Origin of the sequence: Pedobacter sp. R20-19 (assembly GCF_000708265.2) — a bacterium.
In the GTDB taxonomy this organism is placed as follows: domain Bacteria; phylum Bacteroidota; class Bacteroidia; order Sphingobacteriales; family Sphingobacteriaceae; genus Pedobacter.
Genome location: NZ_JCKI01000007.1, coordinates 119,611 through 142,651, shown reverse-complemented (window position 1 = coordinate 142,651; position 23,041 = coordinate 119,611). Strand labels below are relative to the sequence as shown.

The window sequence follows — 23,041 nt, the reverse complement described above, 5'->3', positions numbered from 1 at the left end:
TTTGATTCGTCATTCCATAGCTAAGTAAGTTTATGATCATAAGGATATTGGTTATTGCAATTTTGCATTGAAATGCATAGCTTAGGTTATCTTAAACTAAACTTCAATCCCTTTTCATGAAATACATCTACCTCGCTGGCTTATCTTTCATTTCCATTGGCTTATTTGCTCAAAAATCACCTTTAAGGGAAGGAGTTTCTAGAAAAGCTGATGCTATTGAACAAAAGGTAATTACCTGGAGAAGAGATTTTCATGAGCACCCAGAACTGGGCAATCAGGAAGTTCGTACTGCAGGAATTATTGCTCAATACTTAAAATCTTTAGGTATTCAGGTTACAACGGGAGTTGCTAAAACAGGCGTAGTTGGTGTTTTAAAGGGTGGTAAACCCGGGCCAGTTGTTGCTTTACGGGCTGATATGGATGGTTTACCTGTAATCGAAAGGGTTGATGTTCCCTTTGCTTCAAAGGTCAAAACACAATATAACGGGCAGGAAGTTGGTGTGATGCATGCCTGCGGTCATGACAGCCATGTGGCGATACTCATGGGGGTAGCAGAAGTGCTAAGTGCAATGAAAAAAGATATTCCCGGAACAGTGAAGTTTATTTTTCAACCTGCTGAAGAAGGCGTACCTGCCGGTGAAGAAGGTGGAGCAGCATTAATGATTAAGGAAGGTGTTTTGGAAAACCCAAAAGTTGATGTGATTTTTGGCTTGCACATCAACTCTCAAACTGAAGTTGGAAATGTCACTTACCGCCCGGGTGGAACAATGGCAGCGGTAAACGATATGAAAATTACGGTTACAGGTCGTCAGGCACATGGTGCTTACCCATGGAGCAGCATTGATCCGATCGTGACTTCAGCTCAGATTATCAATAATCTTCAAACCATTGTAAGCCGAAACCTGAATGTAACTGAAAATCCTGGTGTAGTTACTATTGGTGCTATAAATGGTGGGATTCGATCCAATATTATTCCAGAAAAGGTAGAGATGTTAGGCACTGTGCGTAATTTCAGTAAGGAAGATGAAGCGATGTTTATTGAGCGAATTAAAACTATTGCCATTAAAACAGCGGAGGCAAATGGTGCAACTGCTGATGTAAAGATACCTTACAGTAACCATTATCCGGTTACTTTCAATAACGTGGCACTTACAGAAAAAATGCTTTCCAGTATGCAGATGACAGCTGGAAAAGATCATGTGCTATTAAGGCCGCCCGTTACTGGAGCAGAAGATTTTTCTTTCTTCCAGGAAAAAATTCCAGGCTTGTTTGTGTTTTTAGGTGGAATGCCTAAAGGTAAAGATCCTTTGAAAGCGCCCTCACATCATACTCCAGATTTTTATCTGGATGAAAGTGGTTTTGTATTGGGTGTAAAATTGCTTTCTAACTTAACGCTTGATTACATGGCGATGAAGAAGTAGGTGAAAATGCTGATATCAATGTTTTAGCGCTTTTGCCATGCATGATGCTCAGTTCGATTTTATATATTTGCGGGTATGACAAAAGAAAACTTGCAGGATTTAAGGGATAGAGTAACGTCCCTGAGGAGGCATCTTTGACGTTGATGAGCTCCTTTACGCTATTCGCGAAGAAGAAAAATTAACCATGGCACCCGATTTCTGGGATGATCCAAAAAAAGCAGAAAAAATTCTTGCTGAAATCAGTTCTAAGAAAAAATGGACAGATGGTTTCAATGATACCCATAATGCTGTGGAAGATGCTGCGGTAATGCTGGAGTTTTTCCAGGCCGGCGATGCTTCAGAAGCAGAAATGAAAGAACAGTTCGAAGCCAGCACCAAAGCTGTTGAAGAACTGGAGCTGAAAAACATGCTGCGCAACAAGGAAGATCAGCTTTCTGCGGTGATGCAAATTACGGCAGGTGCTGGTGGAACGGAAAGTTGCGATTGGGCTTATATGCTCATGAGGATGTATATCATGTGGGGTGAGAAAAATGGATACAAAATAACGGAACAAGATAGTCAGGAAGGGGAGATTGCCGGAATCAAATCGGTTACCCTCCAATTCGATGGTGATTTTTCTTATGGATACCTGAAAGGCGAAAATGGCGTTCATCGTTTGGTGAGGATTTCACCTTTCGATTCTAATGCCCGCAGACATACCTCTTTTGCTTCGGTATATGTTTATCCTTTGGTAGATGATACGATTCAGATCGACATTAATCCGGCAGATATTGAATTTGAAACCTTTAGGGCAGGTGGTGCAGGCGGACAAAACGTAAACAAAGTAGAAACTGCTGTTCGTTTATACCACAAACCATCTGGCATTATTATTAAAAATCAGGAGTCAAGATCGCAATTACAAAATAAAGAAAACGCCATTCGATTATTGAAATCGCAGTTATATGAGGTAGAGGAACGTAAACGTAATGAAGCCATTGCAGCGGTAGAAGGGTCTAAGAAAAAAATAGAATGGGGTTCGCAAATCAGAAGTTATGTGTTGGATGACAGGCGGGTTAAAGATCACCGTACGAACTACCAGACCTCAAATCCTGACGCAGTATTAAATGGTGATATCAACGACTTTTTGAAAGCTTATTTAATGGAATTTTAACATCAATAAAATGGTTAAAACATCAATTCTCATCACAGTGTTGCTTATGGTTTCTGTATTTTCAAAAGCCCAGGAAATTATTCCCCTTTATGTAGGAAATATTCCTGGTTCAAAACCAACTCCATCAGATTATGTAGAAAATACCGAAACGCGTGCGAATGGTACTTTAAGTATTACCAAAGTTTCTGTACCCACACTTACGGTTTTCGAAGCGCCAAAAAATATAGCTACAGGTACGGCCGTAATCATTTGTCCGGGTGGTGGTTATGGTGCTTTGGCTTTTAGCCATGAAGGCATTGATGTAGCCAAACGTTTCAATGCCATTGGTGTTACCGCTTTTGTGTTGAAATACCGTTTGCCAAGTGATCAGATTATGGTGGATAAAACTTATGGGCCATTACAGGATGCGCAACAAGCTATTTATCTGGTGAGGAAAAATGCCAGGAAATATGGCATTAAAAAGAATAAAATTGGTATCATGGGGTTCTCAGCAGGAGGGCATTTTGCTTCCACATTGATTACTCACTATAATGATTTAAAAATTGCTGATCCAGAAAAAATAGATCTCCGTCCAAATTTTGCTGTGCTGGTTTATCCGGTGATTAGCTTTGAAGAATCTGTTCATACGGGTACAATGAAAAACTTACTAGGCGATAACCCTACAGATAGTTTAAAACATTATTTCTCGGCCAATAAAAACGTAAACCGGAAATCGCCACCAGTATTTTTCGTTCATGCAAAAGATGACAATGCGGTTCCTTATGCCAATAGCATTTTAATGAGTGATGCTTTGAAGACCAATAATGTATCTTTCGAAGTTTATCTTTATGAAAAAGGTGGTCATGGTTTTGGCCTGATCAATAAAACTTCAGATGTGGATTGGTTTAATTTGATGGTAAATTGGCTTAAAAAACAAAAGTATTGACATTTGGCAATTGATAAAGCTTTGAATTTATGATTGCAATGTATGCACGTGATTATTTGTGTTAATTTTTAATATATTTGCGGCCAGTCGTTTACGCCTCAGTTTATAAAAATGAATAACCAAATCAAATACATCATGGTGGCTTTCGTTGCCATTATTTCAATTGCAAGTTGTAAAAAAGAAATTGATTATAGTGATCCAAACAGTAATGGATGCCAGTTAAAGAGCTGGAAAGTAACCAGCGGTTCTGGGGAACTTGCGCTTAATTTTGAATATGATGCCATTGGTCGGGTAATTAAAGAAACTAATTCAGATGGTGATACATATTCCACTGTATATACCACCAATAAAATTACGGCAACTGATCAGGATGGGATCGTAGATGAGCTTATTTTATCAAATGGAAAGGTGATATCCAGCGGTAGCGGTGGGATCATAACAGCCGGAATCTTAAAATTTGAACGGACTAAAAAATATGATTATAATGCAGATGGATACCTTACTCAGGTTAGAGGTTATGAAAATGATATCTTAATCAGTACCACTGTATTAACCTATTCTGATGGTAATTTAGTTAAATCTGTAGCTACTGACGCATCAACTGGTGATATGCTAAGCACTACAACATTTAGATACAGAAGCGAGACGGCTGTTAATATTTCCTGGGCAATGGATCCACTTACTAAAATTGTAGATTATTATACCGGTAGCTATTTTGGTAAACCATCAAAAAATTTCCTGGCAGCAGAATTTTCGACAACACTTGATCCAAGTGGAAATCCTTATTTAATAGATAATTCCGCATATGCTTATCAGTTTGATGCAAAAGGTAACGCAACGGCAATCAATATAACAAGTACGAGTACATTTTATAATGGTGGTGTTGTAGGTACAACTGATACTTCAATTGATAAGTATGAATTTACCTATAATTGTAAATAGGAAGACATTTTAAAGCTGCAGTTTTTCATTGCGGGTTTATTTTTTCCAGTTCTGCGTCAATAACATCAAGCAATCCATTTTTATAAGGATCATCATTCAATTCCCAAAACATGATCCCGTTTAGTTTTTGATCGATAACATATCTGGTTTTTAGTGCAATAGATTTCTCATCATCAAATGTTACCAAACGTTTAGTGGTGGCATTGTAATAATATGGCGCTTTAGCTACATCATCCCAATAGTATTGATAGCCACTTTCCTTACTAAAAAAGGTTTTGTAATCTCTGGAAGAAACGCCATCCAGAAATTTAGTAGGCTGATACAAACCATGATTAGCATCTGTGGTATTTTCAAATATTCTCCCATAAAATGCCGCACCTAAGGCAATTTTATTAGCTGGAACACCATATTTAAGCATTTCTTTAATGGCATAATCTGCAGATGACTGTTGCTGTGGAGTAGAATAAAGTGGTGTATGGTGACCGCTGGTTTTTGCATAGCCACCTACCAGATCGTAACTCATTAAATTAACACGATCAACCAAAGGCATTACTTTCTTCCATTCAAAGCATGAATCCAGACAGTTTTTGGAGCCACCAGCAGCGAAACTGATTTCAGCTTTCTTGCCTAGTTGATCTCTTAATGCTTTAATCAGCAAGGTGAAATTTTGTTTGTCAGCCTCCATATACTTGTGGCCTGGATAGCCTTCAACTGCCGGGTATTCCCAGTCGATATCGATTCCATCAGCTTTAAAGTAATCCAAGAGCGACTTGGTTGTTTTAGCGAATGTCTTTCTACCATCTGGCCTGCTAAAAACTTCGGAACAATTGGGGCAGGCACTCCAGCCGCCCATGGCAATCATTACTTTTAAATTGGGATTTCTCTTTTTTAAGCCTACCATTCTGGTAATTAATGCAGAATCTTTAGCTGAACTGATATGCATACTATCGCCTTTTAAATGGCCAAAACTATAAATCAGGTGACTAATCTTTTCAATTGGGAAGCTATCGATCACTGTTCCATTGCCAGTGTAATAGGCAATTACATTAGGTTTGGATGGTTTTTGAGCAAAGAGATGAGTGCTCAAAAATATAGCGGCGAAAACAAGAAAGTAAAAAAAATGTGGTTTAATCTGCATCTTGGGGAATTTTAATTTGTATTGGGCTCTTCTTTAAGAATTTCTTGTAATTCGTTTAGTTCTGCTACCTTTTCTGTTGCACCAGCATTTTCATAAGCAGAAATCAGGTTTCTGATTACCCTGCGAATGATATCTGTGTTACTGCAAGGCTTGTAATATTCGGGGAGCGGTTCTAAATTTAGCTGACGAAGAAATTGGTCAACATCATGCTTACCAAAAATATTGCCACGGTTAAATGCGTTGATATAGAATAAAACGCTATAATCCGTTCCTTCCTGTTTGCTATCATCAATATAGCCTAAAATAAAATGTTGGGGCAAATTAATACCGTAAACAGGCAAATCCAGTTTCTGAGCCAAGGTAGAATAGATGATAGCCAACGAAATCTGATTGCCTTTTTTACTTTCTAAAACCTGGTTTAAATAAGAGTTTTGAGGATCATGGTGGTTTTTCGTGTTGCCACCAAAGCCATATTGCTGATAAAATACGTGGTTGATGAGTTTAACCTTTTCTACAGAACTCATCTCATATTGTAACCCCAGCCAGATATCGCGTTTAATTTCTTCCATCTGAATGATGATTTTCTGTTCATCCAGATCAGGATATTGGTAGCGGTTGATAATCATGGCGCCTTGAAGCAAATCGAACGCACCACTTAAATACCAGAGGTTTAAATCTTCTTTTACTGTACTAAATTGAATTTGATGTACAATATTTTCGATACGTTCTTGTAAAAGCCCATCAAAAGACTGCTCCCAGGCATTTTCAAGGTAATGGATTACCTCACCACCGTATTCGAGTAATTTTTTTTCAACATGATGATAAACTTCCTCATCAGGATCGTCAAGTAATTTAACTAAAGCACTTATCTCTGTGATATTTTCCATAAAACATATAACCTGTATGCGGCGATTAATTACTTTTGCAATATGCTATTTCAATTTATCACCGATTATCTTAAACACCGATTAACAGCGAAAACCAGACACGGGACACACTCACCATTTGTGTACAAGCTTGCCGATGAGGTAATTTACGATTTTACAGACAAATCTGAATACAAAACAATCGAAGCGCAAAGAAAAAAACTTTTTTCTGACGAATCTACCATAACCGTTACAGATTTAGGTGCCGGGTCTCATCTGAATAAAAATCGCACGAAGAAAATCAGTGAGATTGCGAAGAACGCCTTAAAAAGCCCACGTTTAGCCAAATTGATTTATCGTTTGGCAAAAGATACCCAACCTAAAACAGCCATTGAACTGGGAACTTGTTTAGGTATCACCACGTCTTATTTATCAAAAGCTTGTCCGGAAGCTGAAATCATTACCATTGAAGGTTGTCCGCAAACAGCTGAAGTGGCTCAACAAAACTTTAAAGATCTTGATCTGCAAAATATAGAACTTCATGTTGGAAATTTTGATCTCATTTTGCCCGACATTATTGGTAAACAACCTAGTCTGGATTTCGTTTACATCGATGGCAATCATAGAAAGGACGCAACACTAAATTATTTTAAGTGGTGTTTGCCAAAAGTAACTGAAAACTCATTGCTTATTTTTGATGATATTTATTGGAGCCAAGGCATGAAAGAAGCCTGGGAAGAAATTAAAAGCCATCAGGATGTTACCGTTACCATAGATTTATTCTGGATCGGGTTGGTTTATTTTAAAAAAGGGCAGGCTAAAGAACATTTTAAACTAAAATTTAAACAGTGAAAATAGAACCGAAATTAAAAGGCATTCAAAAGTTATCTGCTTTATATATATTGCTGATTAGTCTTCTTATAGGTGTCATTGGCTACTTTGGTGCTATGCCGCTTCAATTCGGAACTTTAACACACATTATGTTTGGCTGGGATATCTTTTGCCTGGTTTTGATTATCCTGCATTGGTATATGTTTTTTAATACTTCTGTTGCTGAAACCCATTTAAAAGCGGTTAAGCAGGATGAAACCAGGGGAGAGATTTTTGCTATTGTAGTCGTTTCTACCTTTGCAGGTCTGCTTGCAGTGGTTTTATTATTAATTGATCAGGATATTAAGCCATTCGATCTGATCATTGCCATTTCTGGAATGTTTTTATCATGGTTTCTGGTGCATACCACCTTTAGTATGCGTTATGCTCACCTTTATTATGAAAATATTGATCGGACTGATGAGGAGAAAAAAGGCTCAGGATTGGATTTCCCAGGGAACGAAGCTCCTGATTTCATTGATTTCGCTTATTTTTCTTTTGTACTCGGCATGACTTTTCAGGTTTCTGATGTTGAAATTTCCTCGAGAACCATTCGTAGGCTTTCGTTGCTTCATAGTTTAATTGCCTTTGTATTTAATACGGTTATTGTGGCGTTAACTATAAATGCATTGGCAGGGTTAGGAAAGTAAGTTTTCTCACTTGGCATGGCCCATCAGATCAAGATATTCTCTGAAAATATTCCTATTTACCTGAGTTTAATAATGGACCTTAAAATACTATTTAGAGGTTTCGCTATTAAACCCCTATCCGCCTATCGGCACCTTTCCCCTGAAAGGAAAGGGCGTAAAAAAGGTAATACCCTATTTCAGACTATCATGTGGACACCATTAATTTGTAAAGATTTTTTGTCCGCTCTTTGCCGCGGAGGCATGGTAATTTTTCACAGTTAATATTGTTTTTAGCGGTGTTCAAGAATGCTGCGCATTTTGGAGCACCAAAGTACCCAAAGCGCTTTGTCAATCCAACTAGGGGCCTTTCACAAATCCCATACACATCAAAAAACAGCGGTCACTTCGTTTTGTGTTCAGTATTCTTTTAAGCTTTAAACCTGCAATTATGAACACAAAACCACTGCGTTTAAGGTTTGTTAGTGCTATATATACTATTGTACAACTGTTTTTTGATTTCTCTGGGCCCTTGGGATTGACGGCATTCTTCGGTAAAGCTTATGTTTATTAAAGTTAGCTAGCAAAATGTATAAAAAACCACGTCCAAAAGATGTGTCCATACGATAGCATTTCATAGGATTGGTCGCAGACTGGGGTGTTATAATTAATTCATAATTATCGAATTCAGGTTATTGAGATTACAGGATTATCCACGAATGTTTTATGTACAAAGAAGAAATTCTGCTTATTAACCTTAGCCAAATGCCAATTGAACCACCTCGCTAAGAATTAGCGAATTATAGCAATCCTAGACATTTGATGTCTTTAGATATATCATTATGAGTGCTATACCTTATTGATTAATACCCAGACTTGTGTTAGGAACAAGCAGAGCAGGTATGAAGCATAACTGGCTGAAAGGTGGATTTAATGCGGGCTTGAGGTGGGGTAAAGGTGGAGTAAGAAATCAATAACCAAATTGATATACAAGATAGGTGAGCTTTTTCAATTATGCTAATATAAGTAATCGTTGTCTCACAATCTTAAAAAGCTTCCGCTATACTAATGTAAAATCCGCTCTGGCGTTTTTCATTCAGATTCTTTTCGCCAATACCATAATCTAAACGTACGCTGATACCTTTCTCAGGGTCAAAGAAATACCTTAAACCTGCGCCATAATTGGGCTTAAATGAACGTGCAGAAAAACGATCAATTCCCCAAACAGTTCCAGCTCCGCCAAAAGCAGTTGCTCCAAAACGATTGCTGTAACGATAACGCAATTCGGCCTGAAAAGCTAATAAATTCTCATCTCTGTATCGGCCGCCATAGTAACCCCGCATCATTTCGTCATTGCCCATTTGTGGAAGGAGGTAAATAGGTGTGTTTTTTCCGATAATAGTATTGTATAATCCTTGAACGCCTATGGCAAAACTTTTATTTAACTTCCAGAAGTTTCGTGCATCGATTTTAATCTGACTACCTGTAAAATTTTCTGCAGAGAAAACAGGTGGAGCATATTGGTAAGTTCCCCTTATAAAAAAGCCTTTAGTGGTATAGTTATTATTATTCCTCGAATCATAGCTTTGTGAAACACCTACATAAAAAACACTTCCTGTTCTGTTATTGTAGTAAGCGTCTCGACTAAAAATGCCATCGGCTACTAAATCACGGTATTTATAATTCTCGAAGCCTATAGAAACACCAGTATAGGCTTTTGGTAACAATTGTTTTTCTGCCTGAAGCAATACTTTAATCTGTTGTTGAATCAATTTATCTTCATTCGCTTCTTCTGTACTATTGCCGATGCCATAAAAATTAAATGGCATCCGCTTAAAACGTAACTCACCAATATAATGTAGTTTGTTGCCTTTTCCCCAGATATCAATCATTGAACTCATGTTGTATGCTTTCAACGTGGAATAATTTAAATTCAAGGTTAAAGAGGAAGGGCGGTTTGTAGTATCTGCCCGATCAGTATAAAAACCTACAATGGCTCCAATACCAAATTGAAAGCCCGTTTCTTGCGCATACCCGAAAGAGGGGAGGGGTAAAAAGCTGGCTTTGCGTAAAGTATCTTTCTCATTAGATAGTAGCTTTTTAATTAATTTCATTTGTGCGAATGAGCTTACAGAAATTAAGGCCAGAACAATGATTAGGTAGTATTTTTTCATTGCCGCAAATTAACTGAATTTTTATTTAAGATTTATCGGTTCATTGGTCATTACTTCCCGGTTCATTGTTGATTTGCTCGACGGTTATTGATGACTGGGGTGGCTGTTATTGAGATCAGAAAATTTTACTTTGCTTGCTTTGCGAAAAACTTTGTGGCCTTTGCGGTTAAATTTCAAGCTAAATACCTATTTTTGCGCCAAATAAGACAAAACAAAATGAGCAATACAAGAGGACCTATATCTCAGTTTATGGAGCGTAATTACCTCCATTTTAATGCTGCAGCAATGATGGATGCGGCTAAAGGTTACGAAACGCATTTGGATGAAGGTGGTAAAATGATGATCACACTTGCTGGTGCAATGAGTACTGCAGAATTGGGTATTTCACTTGCAGAAATGATTCGTCAGGATAAGGTGGCTATTATTTCTTGTACTGGCGCCAACCTGGAAGAAGATATCATGAACCTGGTTGCCCACTCACATTATAAACGTGTGCCTCATTATCGTGATTTAAGTCCGCAGGATGAATGGGATCTTTTAGAAAACCATTACAACCGCGTTACAGATACTTGTATTCCGGAAGAAGAGGCTTTCCGTCGTTTACAAAAGCACATTCAGAAAATCTGGATGGATGCAGAAGCTGCTGGCGAACGCTATTTTCCACATGAATTTATGTACAAAATGCTTTTAAGTGGTGATTTGGAACAATATTATGAAATTGATCCGAAAAATTCATGGATGCTGGCTGCAGCTGAAAAAAATTTGCCAATTGTTGTACCAGGATGGGAAGATTCTACCATGGGTAACATTTTCGCCTCTTATGTGATGAAAAAAGAGCTTACTGCAACCACTGTTAAAGGTGGAATCGAATATATGGGTTGGTTAGCTGATTGGTATATAGCCAACAGCGGTGGCAAAGGAATTGGTTTCTTCCAGATTGGTGGTGGTATTGCGGGTGACTTCCCAATTTGTGTTGTGCCAATGTTGTATCAGGATATGGAAATGGAAAATATTCCTTTCTGGAGTTATTTCTGTCAAATTTCAGATTCTACCACTTCATACGGATCTTATTCCGGTGCGGTACCAAATGAAAAAATTACCTGGGGTAAATTGGATATCCATACACCAAAATTCATTGTAGAAAGCGATGCAACGATCGTTGCACCACTAATGTTCGCCTGGATATTAAAACAATAATAAGTAAAATCGATTTTTGCAAATTGATTTGGTAATGCCCATTGGAGATAATGATCAAAAATGGGCATTTTTCTTGCCTGAATGGCCAGAATCGACATTTGTTTAGAATGATTATAAATTGTATTTCCAGTCACTATTATGTCATGGGATTTATTAATAAGTTATACTTTTGTTCAAGTTTTGATGGGGCTACCTTAGCTCAGGCATCAATTTCACAACAAAAAGTAAATTAAATAAGTATAAAGTGTTCATTATGAGAGATATCTCGATGATTTTAAAAAGCGTTTGGAAGTCGTTATTCGTATTTTCAGCAATTTCTGTAATAGCGGTTTCGACTGTTAACGCGCAGGATGCTAAAGAGGGGAGAACACTTTTCAGAGCTAAATGTTCGTCATGCCACGCCTTAGATGCGAAACTAGTCGGTCCGGCCTTAACCGGAGTAACCGATCGCCATTCAGAAGAATTCCTTTTAAAATGGATTCCTAATTCTCAGGCATTAATTGCATCTGGAAATCCAGAAGCCGTTAAATTGTTCAATGATAACGGAAAAGTGGCCATGACTTCTTTCCCTGAATTGGACGAAACTAAGGTTAAAGATATCTTAGCGTACATTCAGGAAGGTGAGCCAAAACCGGCTGCAGGTACTGAAGGTGCAGCAGGTGCTTCAGCTAAAGATGAGGGTACTTCGGGTTTATCTATTGCAGGTATCGTTGCTATTGTGGCTATCGCAATTGTGATTTTGGTTATTTTAGGTCGTGCCAGCAAATTACTGGAGCGCTTAATTCTTCAGAAACAAGGTATCGAAATCGAAGAAGATGTGCCATTGAATGTGGGTATCCGCAAGATGTTCAAAAACAAGAAGTTCGTAATGTTCTTCATCTTGTGTTTAATCATTGCATTGGGTTCATTCGGTTGGATGGGTATGTGGAATACAGGTGTTCACACCGGTTATCAGCCAGTACAACCTATTAAATTCTCTCATGAATTACATGCGGGGATCAATCAAATCGATTGTCAGTATTGTCACAACGGTGCTTTTAAATCTAAAAATGCTACCATTCCATCTTTAAACGTTTGTATGAACTGCCATAAAGCGGTACAGGCGAGAGATAAGTATGATGGTGAAATTTCTCCGGAAATCAAAAAGATTTATAATGCTTTAGGTTACGATCCTGAAACGCAGAAGTATGATGAAAGTAAATCAAAACCAATGGAGTGGGTACGTGTACACAACCTTCCTGATTTTGCTTACTTCAATCACTCTCAACACGTAGTGGTTGCTGAGGATGCGATTCGTAAAGCAAAAGGTTTACAGCCAAATGAACCAGTATGTTTCGCTTGTCATGGTCCGGTTAATACAATGGAAGAAATTTATCAATATTCTCCATTAACCATGAAATGGTGTATTAACTGCCACAAGGAAACTGATATTTCTGGTCAGAAAAATAATGCTTTCTACGCTAAGGTTATCGAAGCGCATGAGAAAATTAAAAAAGGCGAGAAAATCACACCAGCGTTATTGGGTGGTTTAGAGTGTGGTAAATGCCACTATTAATAATTAGAGTTTTAGTAAGAACGTTCGATAAACAGTAATATAGCTTAAATGGAAAGCAATAAAAAATACTGGAAAGGCTTAGAGGAGTATAACAATACACCCGATTTTGTTAAGAATAACAAAAACGAATTCGCCGAGCCACTTCCAATAGAAGATGTTTTAAATGAAGCAGGGTTAAGCACCGTTACCCCACGCCGCGACTTTTTAAAGGCGTTAGGTTTTGGTTTAGGAGCAGTTACTTTAGCGGCATGTCAAACAGCCCCGATTCATAAATCTATTCCTTACCTGGTAAAACCTGAAGAGGTTACGCCGGGTATTCCTAACTATTATACGTCGAGCTTTAATGGCCAGAGTATCTTAGTTAAAACAAGAGAAGGTCGTCCGATTAAAATTGAACCAAATCCTAATGCAGGTGAGTTCAATTGCGGAACAGATGCGAGAGCACAAGCTTCAGTTTTAGATTTATATGATGTATCTAAATTAAAGGCACCTGTTCTTAAAAAAGAAGAAACTACGTGGGCTAAATTAGATGGTTTTGTTAAAACTGAACTGGCTAAAGCACAAGCTTCTGGCAAGAAAATCCGTTTAGTAGCTTCTACTGTAAACAGTCCTTCTACCAATGCGGTTATTGCGCAATTTGTTGCTAAATATCCGGCAGCTAAATTGGTTCAGTATGATGCGGTTTCTTACACAGGAATTATTCAGGCCAATCAAAATAGTTTCGGAAAAGCTGTTTTACCAAAATACAATTTTGATAAGGCTGATTTAATTGTAAGTTTCAGTGCTGATTTTCTTGGTACGTGGATTAGCGGAGAAGAGTTTACTGCTCAATATACTGCTAACCGTAACTACAAATCATTAGCGAGCAAAAAAATGAGTCGCCACATTCAGTTTGAAAGTGGGATGAGTTTAACAGGTACGAATGCAGATACACGTGTTCCGGTTAAATTATCAGAAGAAGGGCCTGCATTAATTGCTTTATATAATGCGATTACTGGTCAATCTTTACCAGGCGGAATATTAGGTAATAACACTACTGCTGATAAAGTAATTAAGTTAGCAGCAAAAGAATTATCACAAAATAAAGGTAAAGGCCTTGTGGTTTGTGGTTCGAACGATGTTTCAACTCAAATTCTGGTTAATGCAATCAATGCTGCAATCGGCAGTTATGGTACCACCATTGATTTAGATAATCCGTGCTACTTATATGCTGGTAACGATGCTGAATTTAATGGCTTAGTTGCTGAAATGAGTCGTGGAGAAGTAGGAGCAGTTTTATTCTTAAACAGCAACCCGGCTTATGATTCTCTTGATATTAAGAAATTTGAGGCAGCATTAAAAAATGTTCCTGCAAAAATTTCATTTGCAGACAGAGCTGATGAAACGGCTTCACTTTGTGATGCTATTGCCATTAACCACAATTATTTAGAATCTTGGGGTGATGCAAACGCTTACGAAGGTTACTACTCAATCGTGCAACCAACTATTAACCCTGTTTTCAATAGCCGTCAGGCAGAGGAAAGCATGTTAATCTGGGCAGATGCTACCGTTAAAAACTATTATCAGTTTGTTCGCAGCAACTGGGAAACTAAAATGTTACCAGCTCTGGGATTAAAATGGAATGATGTTTTAGAAAAAGGTGTTATCAATGTGGCGCCTAAAACTGCTGCAGCATATTCGTTTACACAATCTGTAGCACCAGTTGCGGCTTCTATTCTAAACCGTAGTAAAGAACTAGGAAAAGGTGGTAACCAGGTTGAATTACAGGTTTATGAAAACATCCCAATGCGTGATGGTAAAAATGCTAATAATGCATTTTTACAGGAATTACCTGACCCGGTTTCTAAAGTAACCTGGGATAATTATGTAGCCCTTGCTCCAAAGTACGCTGAGAAATTAAATATTAAAGAATTTGATGTTGTTTCTGTAAAAGGAGCAAACGGATATTCGGTAGATCTACCTGTATTGATCCAGCCAGGACAAGCACAAGGAACAGCATCTATTGCATTAGGTTATGGCCGTACTAAAGTTGGTAAGGCGGGTAATGATGTTGGTAAAAATGCTTTCCCTTTTGTTTCTTTTGTAAATGGTACCATGCAGTATGCAAGTTCAGTAACCATCACCCCAACAGGCGGTTATTATGAATTGGCACAAACACAAACACACCATTCTTTCGAAGGTCGTGCAGTAATTAAAGAAGCTACTTTCAAAGAGTTCTTAAAAGATCCTGCTGCCGGTAACGAAAAAGGCGAACACAAAGATTATGATCTTTGGGATCAATACGAGAAACCAGGAAATAACTGGGTAATGGCAATTGATTTGAATGCCTGTACAGGTTGTGGTTCTTGTGTGGTAGCTTGTAATGTTGAAAATAATATTCCTGTTGTAGGTCGTGATGAGGTTCGCCGTCGCCGTGAGATGCACTGGATTCGTATTGACCGTTATTACAGTTACGAAACAAAAGATGGTGATGTAACCAGGGAAAAGGAAATTGCAAAGTTGGAAGACCTTGATCATGTTTCTGTTGTTCACCAGCCGATGTTATGTCAGCACTGTGACCATGCACCTTGTGAAACAGTTTGTCCGGTATTGGCAACGGTTCACTCATCTGATGGTTTAAACCAAATGGCTTACAACCGTTGTGTAGGTACCCGTTATTGTGCAAATAACTGTCCGTATAAAGTTCGTCGCTTCAACTGGTTCAACTACTGGAATGATTCACGTTTTGATAACTACTTAAATAACGAGTTTACACAATTGGTTTTAAATCCTGATGTAACTACACGTTCACGTGGTGTAATGGAAAAATGCTCGATGTGTATCCAACGTATTCAAGCAGGAAAACTAGCAGCTAAAATACAGAAACGTCCATTAAAAGATGGCGATATTAAAATGGCTTGTCAAGAAGCATGTTCAGCAAATGCAATTGTATTTGGTGATGCAAACGATCCTAATTCAGAAGTTTCAAAAGCTTTACGTTCTGAGCGTATCTACTACGTATTAGAAGAAATCAACGTGAAACCAGGTATCGGATATATGACTAAAATTAGAAATACAGATCCATCAGTACAAGCGTAAGCTTTAGCATAAAGAAAATACAAATTATGTCAGGACATAACGAATCAATACTTAGAGAACCATTAATTACCGGCGATAATATCACGTATGCTAAAATTACGGATGATATTTTAGGACCGGTAGAAAATAAGCCAAATAAAGCCTGGTGGATTGGGTTCATTTTTGCCTCATTAGGTGCTTTACTTTGGGTTGTAGCAGTAAGCTACACTTTTTGGAACGGTATCGGTGCATGGGGTTTAAATAAAACTGTTGGATGGGCTTGGGATATCACCGGTTTCGTATGGTGGGTTGGTATCGGTCACGCTGGAACATTAATCTCAGCGGTACTATTACTTTTCCGTCAAAACTGGCGTAACTCCATTAACCGTTCTGCAGAGGCGATGACCATTTTCGCCGTTATCTGTGCCGCCACTTATGTAGTATCACACATGGGCCGTCCATGGTTAGCATACTGGGTTTTACCATTGCCAAACCAATTCGGTTCACTTTGGGTAAACTTTAACTCACCATTGGTATGGGATATGTTTGCCATCTCTACTTACTTCTCTGTATCATTATTATTCTGGTACACAGGTTTACTACCAGATATTGCAACCATTCGTGACCGTGCAGTGGGTACCCGTAGAAAAATCTATTCTATCTTCTCTTTTGGATGGAGTGGAAGTGTTAAAACATGGCAACGTTTCGAAGCGGTATCATTAATCTTAGCAGGTATCTCTACACCACTGGTACTTTCGGTACACACGATTGTATCAATGGACTTTGCAACATCGGTAATTCCGGGATGGCACACCACCATCTTCCCTCCATACTTTGTAGCTGGAGCGATTTTCTCAGGATTTGCGATGGTATTAACCTTATTATTGGTTGCCCGTAAAGTATTAGGACTTGAAAACTACATCACGATGTTCCACATTGAGTCGATGAATAAAATCATTATCTTAACAGGATCAATTGTAGGTGTTGCATACTTAACAGAATTTTTTATTGCCTGGTATTCAGGATCTGAATATGAGCAGTACGCCTTCATCAACAGATCTACTGGTCCTTACTGGTGGGCATATTGGATGATGATGACTTGTAACGTTATTTCTCCACAGTTACTTTGGTTCAAAAAGATCCGTTTAAGCATTCGTGCAACCTGGATCTTATCAATAGTAGTAAACATTGGTATGTGGTTTGAACGTTTCGTAATTATCGTAACCTCATTACACCGCGATTATATCCCGTCAAGTTGGGCAATGTTTTATCCAACCTGGGTTGATGTAAGTGTATTCGTGGGTTCAATCGGCTTATTCTTTACTTTATTCTTGTTGTTCTTAAGGGTATTACCTTCAATTGCTATTGCAGAGGTTAAATTGTTATTAAAATCTGCAAGTGAGCAAGCTAAAATGAAACAGATTAAAGAAGGTCATGAGAATAAGGAGTACGTTGCTGAATACGTAGAGTCTTTACAGAAATTTGATAGTGTTAAACAAGAAGATTACGCAAAAATATAACAATGAGTAATATCAAATATATTTTAGGCAGTTTTGGCGATCCTGATGAAATGATGCATGGCATCGAAAAGCTTCAGGAAAATAACATCAGTATTCATGATGTATATACCCCAATGCCTATCCACGGAATAGAAGCCAAATTGGGAATTAAAAGATCTAGGATTGATATCGCAGCGTTTTGCTTTGGTATTACCGGAACTTGTGCAGCATTTGCATTGATTTATTTCTGTGCAGTGATTGACTGGAAAGTAAATATCGGTGGTAAACCATCTTTTGCCTTGCCAGATTTTATTCCGATAATGTTCGAGCTAACGGTACTATTTTGTGCTTTCGGTATGGTATTAACCTATTATGCATCTACGCATTTGTTTCCAGGAAGAGCTCCAAGAGTAATGGATCTTCGTGCAACTGATGATCGTTTCGTGATCGCAATTGATGCAAAAGATAATGCAGCACATACTGTAATTGATGGATTATTAAAAGATGCCGGTGCTTTAGAAGTAAAGTATAATGAAAGGAAGTACATTAGCTATGAATAAGAATAAATTTGTTTATACAGCGCTTTTAGCTATTGCTTTTGCAACTACCTTCACCGCTTGTAAAGATAAACGCAGTACTGGTTTAGAATATGCCAGGAATATGTATGATCCGATTGCTTTAAATCCGGATCAGCCAGTTGATACGGCTCACGTACCTAGTTTTAAAGGTCATGCGGCTCAGTTACCACCTGCAAACACGAAACCTGTTGGTTTTACAGAATACGATGAGTATCCAAATACAAAAGAGGGATATGAAGCAGCAGGTGTGAGTATGGTAAATCCATTACCTGTTGATACCCTTAACCTGGCAGCTGGTAAACATTTGTTCACCGTTTTTTGTAGCCCTTGCCACGGTGATAAAGGAGATGGACAAGGACACTTAGTAAAAATTGAGAAATTTAGTGGTGTTCCTGCTTATCAAACTGGTGCTTCTTCAAGAGGAGGCAACATGGTAGATCTTACCGCTGGTAAAATTTATCACACCATTACTTATGGTGTAAATAACATGGGCTCGCATGCTTCACAAATTACGCCAACAGATCGTTGGAAAGTAGTGATGTATGTTCAACAATTACAAAAAGGACAATAGTAAAGCAGAATATAAATGGGAACTCACAATATTAATTTTAGTGAACAATTTGAGTTTACAGGAAAAGTAAAAACTTTAAGTATAGTCGGTATCGCTTTAGGTATCGCTGCTGTTGCTTATGGTTTTATTGCTGGAGATAAAGTAATGCATGAGCGTACTTTTGCCAACCTGTTGCTTATGGGATACTACTTTGCATGCGTTTGTATGTCGGGTATGTTTTTCCTGGCTGTTCAATACGTAGCTCAGGCTGGTTGGTCTGCATCTATTTTACGTGTACCGCAAGCAATGGCTAAAACTTTGCCAATTGCAGCTGTAATACTAGTTGTAATTATTTCAGCAGGTTTATATACACATAATCTCTATCATCACTGGCATGCTGATGGATTAACGGATCCAAATAGCCCTAACTATGATTCACTGATTGCAGGGAAATCCGTTTTCTTAAACGTACCTTTCTTTTTAGGTCGTCAGGTTGTATTTTTAGGGGTGTATAGCATTTTCGCTATGCTTTTTGTTAAACTTTCCTATAATGAAGATTTAGCAGGTGGCCTGGAATCATATAGAAAAGGATTTAAAAATGCTTGTATCTTCTTAGTAATCTACGGTTTTACCACCCCAATTTTTGCTTTTGATACCATTATGTCATTAGAGGCACACTGGTTCTCTACCATGTTTGGTTGGTATAACTTCGCAGCCATGTGGGTAAGCAGTTTAGCCACTATCGCCATTATTCTTATCTTATTAAGAAGAGCTGGTTATATGCAATGGGTTAACAACAGTCATTTGCATAACTTAGGTCAGTTTATCTTTGGTTTCTCTATTTTCTGGACTTATGTATGGTTTGCACAGTTCTTACTGATCTACTATGCAAACATGCCTGAAGAAACTGTTTATTTCTACAAACGCTTTGAATATTACAAATTCTGGTTCTTCTTAAACCTGGCTATGAACTTCCTTGCTCCGGTATTATTATTAATGGACAGGGATAATAAAAGAACTGATGTGAAATTATTGTTCGTATCAATTGTAGTGTTGTTGGGTCACTGGGTTGATTATTATCAGATGATTATGCCAGGCGCAGTAGAAGATGGGCATAATGGATTTGGTATTGTTGAAATCGGAACTGCAATAGGTTTCGTAGGATTGTTTACCTTTACGGTCTTAACATCGTTGAGTAAAAAACCTTTGATTGCAAAAAATCATCCATTATTACAAGAAAGTTTGCATCACCAACTATAGCGGGTGACATTATAAGGGCAAATATTTATATTATTATTATAATTAGCAGTACAGCGTACTACTTTTAAGAAAATGAGTTTAAGAAAGTTTATCACGAATAAAACGACCGCAGCTTTAGCAGTACTACTTACTGTTTTCGCAAACACGAGCGCATTTGCGCAAGAGGCAGCAGCAGGTGCTGCAGCGGCACCGAAGGTTGATATGGGTGAGATTTATAAATCAGTAATTTTTTATATTCTGATTTTCCTGGCCGTATGTTTGTTCATTGCAATTATTGGTAAATCAATAAAGGTATATGAGTTAAGCCGCGAAGCACAAGGTAAGCCTGTAGGAATCAACTGGAACAGAGTTCATGCAAGTTTATTTGCCTTGTTCCTTGTTTTAGGTTTATATGGTGTGTATTGGGAATATACCGTTCATGGTTCAATGTTGTTACCGGCTGCAGCTTCTGAGCATGGTAAGAAAATTGATGAAATGTTTAATTTAACATTGATCATCACTACCATTGTATTTATTGCTACACACATTTTATTATTCGGATTTTCTTATATCTACAGATACTCTGCTAAAAGAAAAGCTTACTACTATCCACATAATAATACCATTGAAAAAATCTGGACAATTGTTCCTGCTTTAGTTTTAACGGTATTGGTATTAATGGGTTTCTTAACCTGGAGATCAATTTTCTTCAAAGTTGAAGATCCAAATCATAAGCCTTTACAGATTGAGGTTACTTCAGAGCAGTTCAAATGGTCTATCCGTTATCCTGGAGCTGATGGTATTGTAGGGACTAAAAACTATAAATTAACCACCGCTACCAATCAATTGGGTATCGATTTCAAAGACATTAACTCACGTGATGATGAAATGGCTGATGAAATGGTTCTTCCGGTTGGTAAGCCAGTAAAGTTGATTTTAACGAGTAAAGATGTGATTCATAGTTTTTATATGCCGCATTTCAGGGTACAGTTGAATACTGTTCCTGGTATGAAAACTTTCTTTGAATTTACGCCAACTAAAACTACTGCTGAGATGCAGCAAGAAACGAATGATCCTAACTTTAAGTTCATTATTTTGTGTGCTAAAATCTGTGGATCAGGTCACTACAATATGCAAAAAGTTGTAAGGGTAGTTTCTGATGCTGAATACAAAACGTGGATAGCTGAACAGAAAACATACTTAAATGATGATTTAAGAAAACAATTTAATTTGCCGGTTGCTCCTGCTGCTCCTAAAGCAGCATCAGATTCAACAGCTAAAGATTCGGCAGCTGTGAAAACTAACCAAATGGCTTTAAATAAATAATATTACCGCAGAGCGAAAGAATTATGTCAACAATAGCATTACACGACGAACACAATCACGATCACGCTGATCATGGACACCACAAGGAAACCTTGATTTCCAAGTATATCTTCAGCATGGATCACAAAATGATTGCTAAGCAATTCCTAATCACGGGTATTATCATGGCAGTTATTGCGATGGGCTTATCAATATTATTCCGTATTCAATTGGCATGGCCAGATCAAAACTTCCCTTTCCTGGAAACATTTTTAGGTAAATGGGCTGAAGGTGGACGTATTAAACCAGACTTTTATTTAGCGCTGGTTACGATTCATGGTACCATTATGGTATTCTTCGTATTAACTGCGGGTTTGAGTGGTACATTTAGTAACTTATTAATTCCACTTCAAATCGGAGCGAGAGATATGGCATCGCCATTCTTAAATATGCTTTCATACTGGTTCTTTTTCACCGCTTGTGTGATCATGATGTCTTCATTCTTTATTCAAACAGGACCTGCATCTGGTGGCTGGACGGTTTATCCTCCGCTTTCTGTTGTTGCTAAGGCAATGCCTGGATCTGGTATGGGGATGACCTTATGGTTAATCAGTATGGTACTTTTTGTGGCATCCTCTTTAATGGGTGGTATCAACTATGTAAGTACGATTTTAAACATGCGTACTAAAGGAATGGACTTGTGGAAAATGCCATTACCAATCTGGGCTTTCTTTTTAACCGCTATTTTAGGTATTTTATCTTTCCCCGTTCTTGTAGCAGGTGTGGTATTGATGGTATTTGATCGTAGTTTTGGTACCAGTTTCTATCTTTCTGATATCGTAATGGGTACAACCATATTACCAAATGAAGGTGGTTCTCCAATTTTATGGCAACACTTATTCTGGTTCTTAGGTCACCCTGAGGTATATATTGTAATTATGCCAGCATTGGGTATTTCATCAGAAGTAATCTCGGTTAACTCACGTAAACCAATTTTTGGTTACCATGCCATGGTTTATTCACTAATTGGTATTACTGTACTTTCATTTATTGTATGGGGTCACCACATGTTTGTAACCGGGATGAATCCATTATTGGGTGGTGTATTCATGATTACTACTTTGATTATTGCCGTACCATCAGCTGTAAAAACCTTTAATTATCTAGCTACTTTATGGCGTGGTAATATTCGTTTTACACCTGCAATGTTATTTGCTATTGGTTTAGTTTCATTCTTTATCTCTGGTGGTTTAACCGGTATCTTCTTAGGTAATGCATCTTTAGATATTAACTTACACGATACTTATTTTGTAGTAGCTCACTTTCACCTGGTAATGGGTTCTGCGGCTATATTTGGTATGCTTGCGGGTGTTTATCACTGGTTTCCAAGAATGTTTGGTAAAATGATGAATGCGAAATTAGGATACCTGCATTTCTGGTTAACCTTTATTGCAGCTTACTTAGTATTCTTCCCACTTCACTTTTTAGGTTTGGATGGTGTACCTCGTCGTTATTATGCCTTTACTGAATTTGAATTTATGAAGAAATGGTTAACTGTAAACGTGTTTGTTACCTGGGCTGCTATTATGGCTGCATTGGCACAAGTTGCGTTTTTATTCAACTTTTTCTATTCTATATTTAAAGGTAAGGTAGCACCTCAAAATCCTTGGGAAGCCAATACATTAGAATGGACTGCTCCGGTAGAACATATTCATGGAAACTGGCCAGGAGAAATCCCAACAGTTTACAGATGGCCATATGATTATAGCAAACCTGGTCATGATGAAGACTTTATTCCACAAACGGTTCCTTTCTCTCAAACCATGAGTTCTAATTTACCTCATGACTTTGAAGGAAACGCAGAAGCAGAAAAAATACAGCAGGATTGGGAATTAGCTAACCCTGTTGAAGAAAACAAAGGCTAATTAATAGTCTTCTATACAATTTAA

18 protein-coding genes are annotated in these 23,041 nt (G+C 37.9%); 15 read left to right on the top strand and 3 right to left on the bottom strand.

The features are described from left to right. The first annotated feature begins 116 nt into the window (after positions 1 to 116). From AN34_RS15970 to AN34_RS15955, 4 genes are all read left to right on the top strand, one after another. Positions 117 to 1,421: an amidohydrolase gene (locus AN34_RS15970; RefSeq protein ID WP_029286960.1), complete on the top strand. Its 1,305-nt coding sequence runs from the start codon at positions 117 to 119 to the stop codon at positions 1,419 to 1,421. Positions 1,422 to 1,496: 75 nt separating this feature from the next. Beyond that, a protein-coding gene (gene prfB, locus AN34_RS15965; protein WP_197285544.1) for a peptide chain release factor 2 occupies positions 1,497 to 2,571 on the top strand; the annotation gives its coding sequence in 2 pieces (ribosomal slippage) (positions 1,497 to 1,556 and positions 1,558 to 2,571; 1,074 coding nt in all). A gap of 10 nt (positions 2,572 to 2,581) precedes the next feature. Further along, complete coding sequence (locus AN34_RS15960; RefSeq protein ID WP_029286958.1) at positions 2,582 to 3,496, top strand: alpha/beta hydrolase; 915 nt, start codon at positions 2,582 to 2,584, stop codon at positions 3,494 to 3,496. Positions 3,497 to 3,607: 111 nt separating this feature from the next. Next, positions 3,608 to 4,438: a DUF4595 domain-containing protein gene (locus AN34_RS15955; protein WP_029286957.1), complete on the top strand. Its 831-nt coding sequence runs from the start codon at positions 3,608 to 3,610 to the stop codon at positions 4,436 to 4,438. A 25-nt stretch (positions 4,439 to 4,463) separates the two neighbouring features. On the opposite strand, the gene AN34_RS15950 is transcribed toward AN34_RS15955, so the two are convergent. Next, complete coding sequence (locus AN34_RS15950) at positions 4,464 to 5,576, bottom strand: glycoside hydrolase family 18 protein (RefSeq protein ID WP_029286956.1); 1,113 nt, start codon at positions 5,574 to 5,576, stop codon at positions 4,464 to 4,466. A gap of 11 nt (positions 5,577 to 5,587) precedes the next feature. Continuing rightward, positions 5,588 to 6,463 (bottom strand): transglutaminase-like domain-containing protein, encoded by an 876-nt coding sequence (locus AN34_RS15945; protein ID WP_029286955.1) that lies wholly within the window; start codon positions 6,461 to 6,463, stop codon positions 5,588 to 5,590. Positions 6,464 to 6,505: 42 nt separating this feature from the next. Here AN34_RS15945 and AN34_RS15940 point away from each other — a divergent pair, with 42 nt between their 5' ends. Both AN34_RS15940 and AN34_RS15935 read left to right on the top strand, forming a co-directional pair. Beyond that, positions 6,506 to 7,294: an O-methyltransferase gene (locus tag AN34_RS15940; protein ID WP_029286954.1), complete on the top strand. Its 789-nt coding sequence runs from the start codon at positions 6,506 to 6,508 to the stop codon at positions 7,292 to 7,294. Then, positions 7,291 to 7,962 (top strand): DUF1345 domain-containing protein, encoded by a 672-nt coding sequence (locus AN34_RS15935; protein WP_051666681.1) that lies wholly within the window; start codon positions 7,291 to 7,293, stop codon positions 7,960 to 7,962. Before AN34_RS15940 ends, AN34_RS15935 begins: the two co-directional genes overlap by 4 nt. A 1,022-nt stretch (positions 7,963 to 8,984) precedes the next feature. On the opposite strand, the gene AN34_RS15930 is transcribed toward AN34_RS15935, so the two are convergent. Further along, positions 8,985 to 10,112 carry a hypothetical protein gene (locus AN34_RS15930; RefSeq protein ID WP_029286952.1) on the bottom strand — a complete coding sequence of 376 codons (1,128 nt, stop codon included), beginning with the start codon at positions 10,110 to 10,112 and terminating at the stop codon, positions 8,985 to 8,987. A 216-nt stretch (positions 10,113 to 10,328) separates the two neighbouring features. On the opposite strand from AN34_RS15930, the gene AN34_RS15925 reads away from it, so the two are divergent. The 9 genes from AN34_RS15925 to AN34_RS15885 all read left to right on the top strand — a co-directional run bounded on the left by AN34_RS15925 (position 10,329) and on the right by AN34_RS15885 (position 23,017). Next, positions 10,329 to 11,309: a deoxyhypusine synthase family protein gene (locus tag AN34_RS15925; RefSeq protein WP_029286951.1), complete on the top strand. Its 981-nt coding sequence runs from the start codon at positions 10,329 to 10,331 to the stop codon at positions 11,307 to 11,309. 253 nt (positions 11,310 to 11,562) lie between these two features. Next, positions 11,563 to 12,864: a c-type cytochrome gene (locus AN34_RS15920; protein WP_029286950.1), complete on the top strand. Its 1,302-nt coding sequence runs from the start codon at positions 11,563 to 11,565 to the stop codon at positions 12,862 to 12,864. 48 nt (positions 12,865 to 12,912) lie between these two features. After that, positions 12,913 to 15,942 carry a TAT-variant-translocated molybdopterin oxidoreductase gene (locus AN34_RS15915; RefSeq protein ID WP_029286949.1) on the top strand — a complete coding sequence of 1,010 codons (3,030 nt, stop codon included), beginning with the start codon at positions 12,913 to 12,915 and terminating at the stop codon, positions 15,940 to 15,942. Positions 15,943 to 15,968: 26 nt separating this feature from the next. Beyond that, positions 15,969 to 17,441, top strand: a complete 1,473-nt coding sequence (nrfD, locus tag AN34_RS15910; protein ID WP_029286948.1) for an NrfD/PsrC family molybdoenzyme membrane anchor subunit — start codon at positions 15,969 to 15,971, stop codon at positions 17,439 to 17,441. Between the two features lie 2 nt (positions 17,442 to 17,443). Further along, on the top strand, positions 17,444 to 17,980 hold the full coding sequence (locus AN34_RS15905) for a DUF3341 domain-containing protein (RefSeq protein ID WP_029286947.1): 537 nt from the start codon (positions 17,444 to 17,446) through the stop codon (positions 17,978 to 17,980). Continuing rightward, positions 17,952 to 18,569 (top strand): cytochrome c, encoded by a 618-nt coding sequence (locus tag AN34_RS15900; RefSeq protein ID WP_029286946.1) that lies wholly within the window; start codon positions 17,952 to 17,954, stop codon positions 18,567 to 18,569. The genes AN34_RS15905 and AN34_RS15900 overlap by 29 nt, the downstream gene beginning before the upstream one ends. Before the next feature lie 15 nt (positions 18,570 to 18,584). Beyond that, positions 18,585 to 19,808 (top strand): hypothetical protein, encoded by a 1,224-nt coding sequence (locus AN34_RS15895; RefSeq protein ID WP_029286945.1) that lies wholly within the window; start codon positions 18,585 to 18,587, stop codon positions 19,806 to 19,808. Positions 19,809 to 19,880: 72 nt separating this feature from the next. Then, positions 19,881 to 21,113, top strand: a complete 1,233-nt coding sequence (locus AN34_RS15890; protein ID WP_029286944.1) for a cytochrome c oxidase subunit II — start codon at positions 19,881 to 19,883, stop codon at positions 21,111 to 21,113. A 23-nt stretch (positions 21,114 to 21,136) separates the two neighbouring features. Beyond that, entirely contained in the window at positions 21,137 to 23,017 is a 1,881-nt protein-coding gene (locus AN34_RS15885) for a cbb3-type cytochrome c oxidase subunit I (RefSeq protein WP_029286943.1), read from the top strand. Positions 23,018 to 23,041: the final 24 nt, after the last annotated feature.

What these genes read in the sequence shown, in the direction of transcription:
- AN34_RS15905 (WP_029286947.1), top strand. Translation starts at nt 17,444, where the DNA reads ATGAGTAATATCAAATATATTTTAGGCAGTTTTGGCGATCCTGATGAA.
- AN34_RS15945 (WP_029286955.1), bottom strand. Translation starts at nt 6,463, where the DNA reads ATGGAAAATATCACAGAGATAAGTGCTTTAGTTAAATTACTTGACGAT.
- nrfD (WP_029286948.1), top strand. Translation starts at nt 15,969, where the DNA reads ATGTCAGGACATAACGAATCAATACTTAGAGAACCATTAATTACCGGC.
- AN34_RS15970 (WP_029286960.1), top strand. Translation starts at nt 117, where the DNA reads ATGAAATACATCTACCTCGCTGGCTTATCTTTCATTTCCATTGGCTTA.
- AN34_RS15925 (WP_029286951.1), top strand. Translation starts at nt 10,329, where the DNA reads ATGAGCAATACAAGAGGACCTATATCTCAGTTTATGGAGCGTAATTAC.
- AN34_RS15895 (WP_029286945.1), top strand. Translation starts at nt 18,585, where the DNA reads ATGGGAACTCACAATATTAATTTTAGTGAACAATTTGAGTTTACAGGA.
- AN34_RS15940 (WP_029286954.1), top strand. Translation starts at nt 6,506, where the DNA reads ATGCTATTTCAATTTATCACCGATTATCTTAAACACCGATTAACAGCG.
- AN34_RS15915 (WP_029286949.1), top strand. Translation starts at nt 12,913, where the DNA reads ATGGAAAGCAATAAAAAATACTGGAAAGGCTTAGAGGAGTATAACAAT.
- AN34_RS15885 (WP_029286943.1), top strand. Translation starts at nt 21,137, where the DNA reads ATGTCAACAATAGCATTACACGACGAACACAATCACGATCACGCTGAT.
- AN34_RS15920 (WP_029286950.1), top strand. Translation starts at nt 11,563, where the DNA reads ATGAGAGATATCTCGATGATTTTAAAAAGCGTTTGGAAGTCGTTATTC.
- AN34_RS15955 (WP_029286957.1), top strand. Translation starts at nt 3,608, where the DNA reads ATGAATAACCAAATCAAATACATCATGGTGGCTTTCGTTGCCATTATT.
- AN34_RS15900 (WP_029286946.1), top strand. Translation starts at nt 17,952, where the DNA reads ATGAAAGGAAGTACATTAGCTATGAATAAGAATAAATTTGTTTATACA.
- AN34_RS15930 (WP_029286952.1), bottom strand. Translation starts at nt 10,112, where the DNA reads ATGAAAAAATACTACCTAATCATTGTTCTGGCCTTAATTTCTGTAAGC.
- AN34_RS15890 (WP_029286944.1), top strand. Translation starts at nt 19,881, where the DNA reads ATGAGTTTAAGAAAGTTTATCACGAATAAAACGACCGCAGCTTTAGCA.
- AN34_RS15960 (WP_029286958.1), top strand. Translation starts at nt 2,582, where the DNA reads ATGGTTAAAACATCAATTCTCATCACAGTGTTGCTTATGGTTTCTGTA.
- AN34_RS15950 (WP_029286956.1), bottom strand. Translation starts at nt 5,576, where the DNA reads ATGCAGATTAAACCACATTTTTTTTACTTTCTTGTTTTCGCCGCTATA.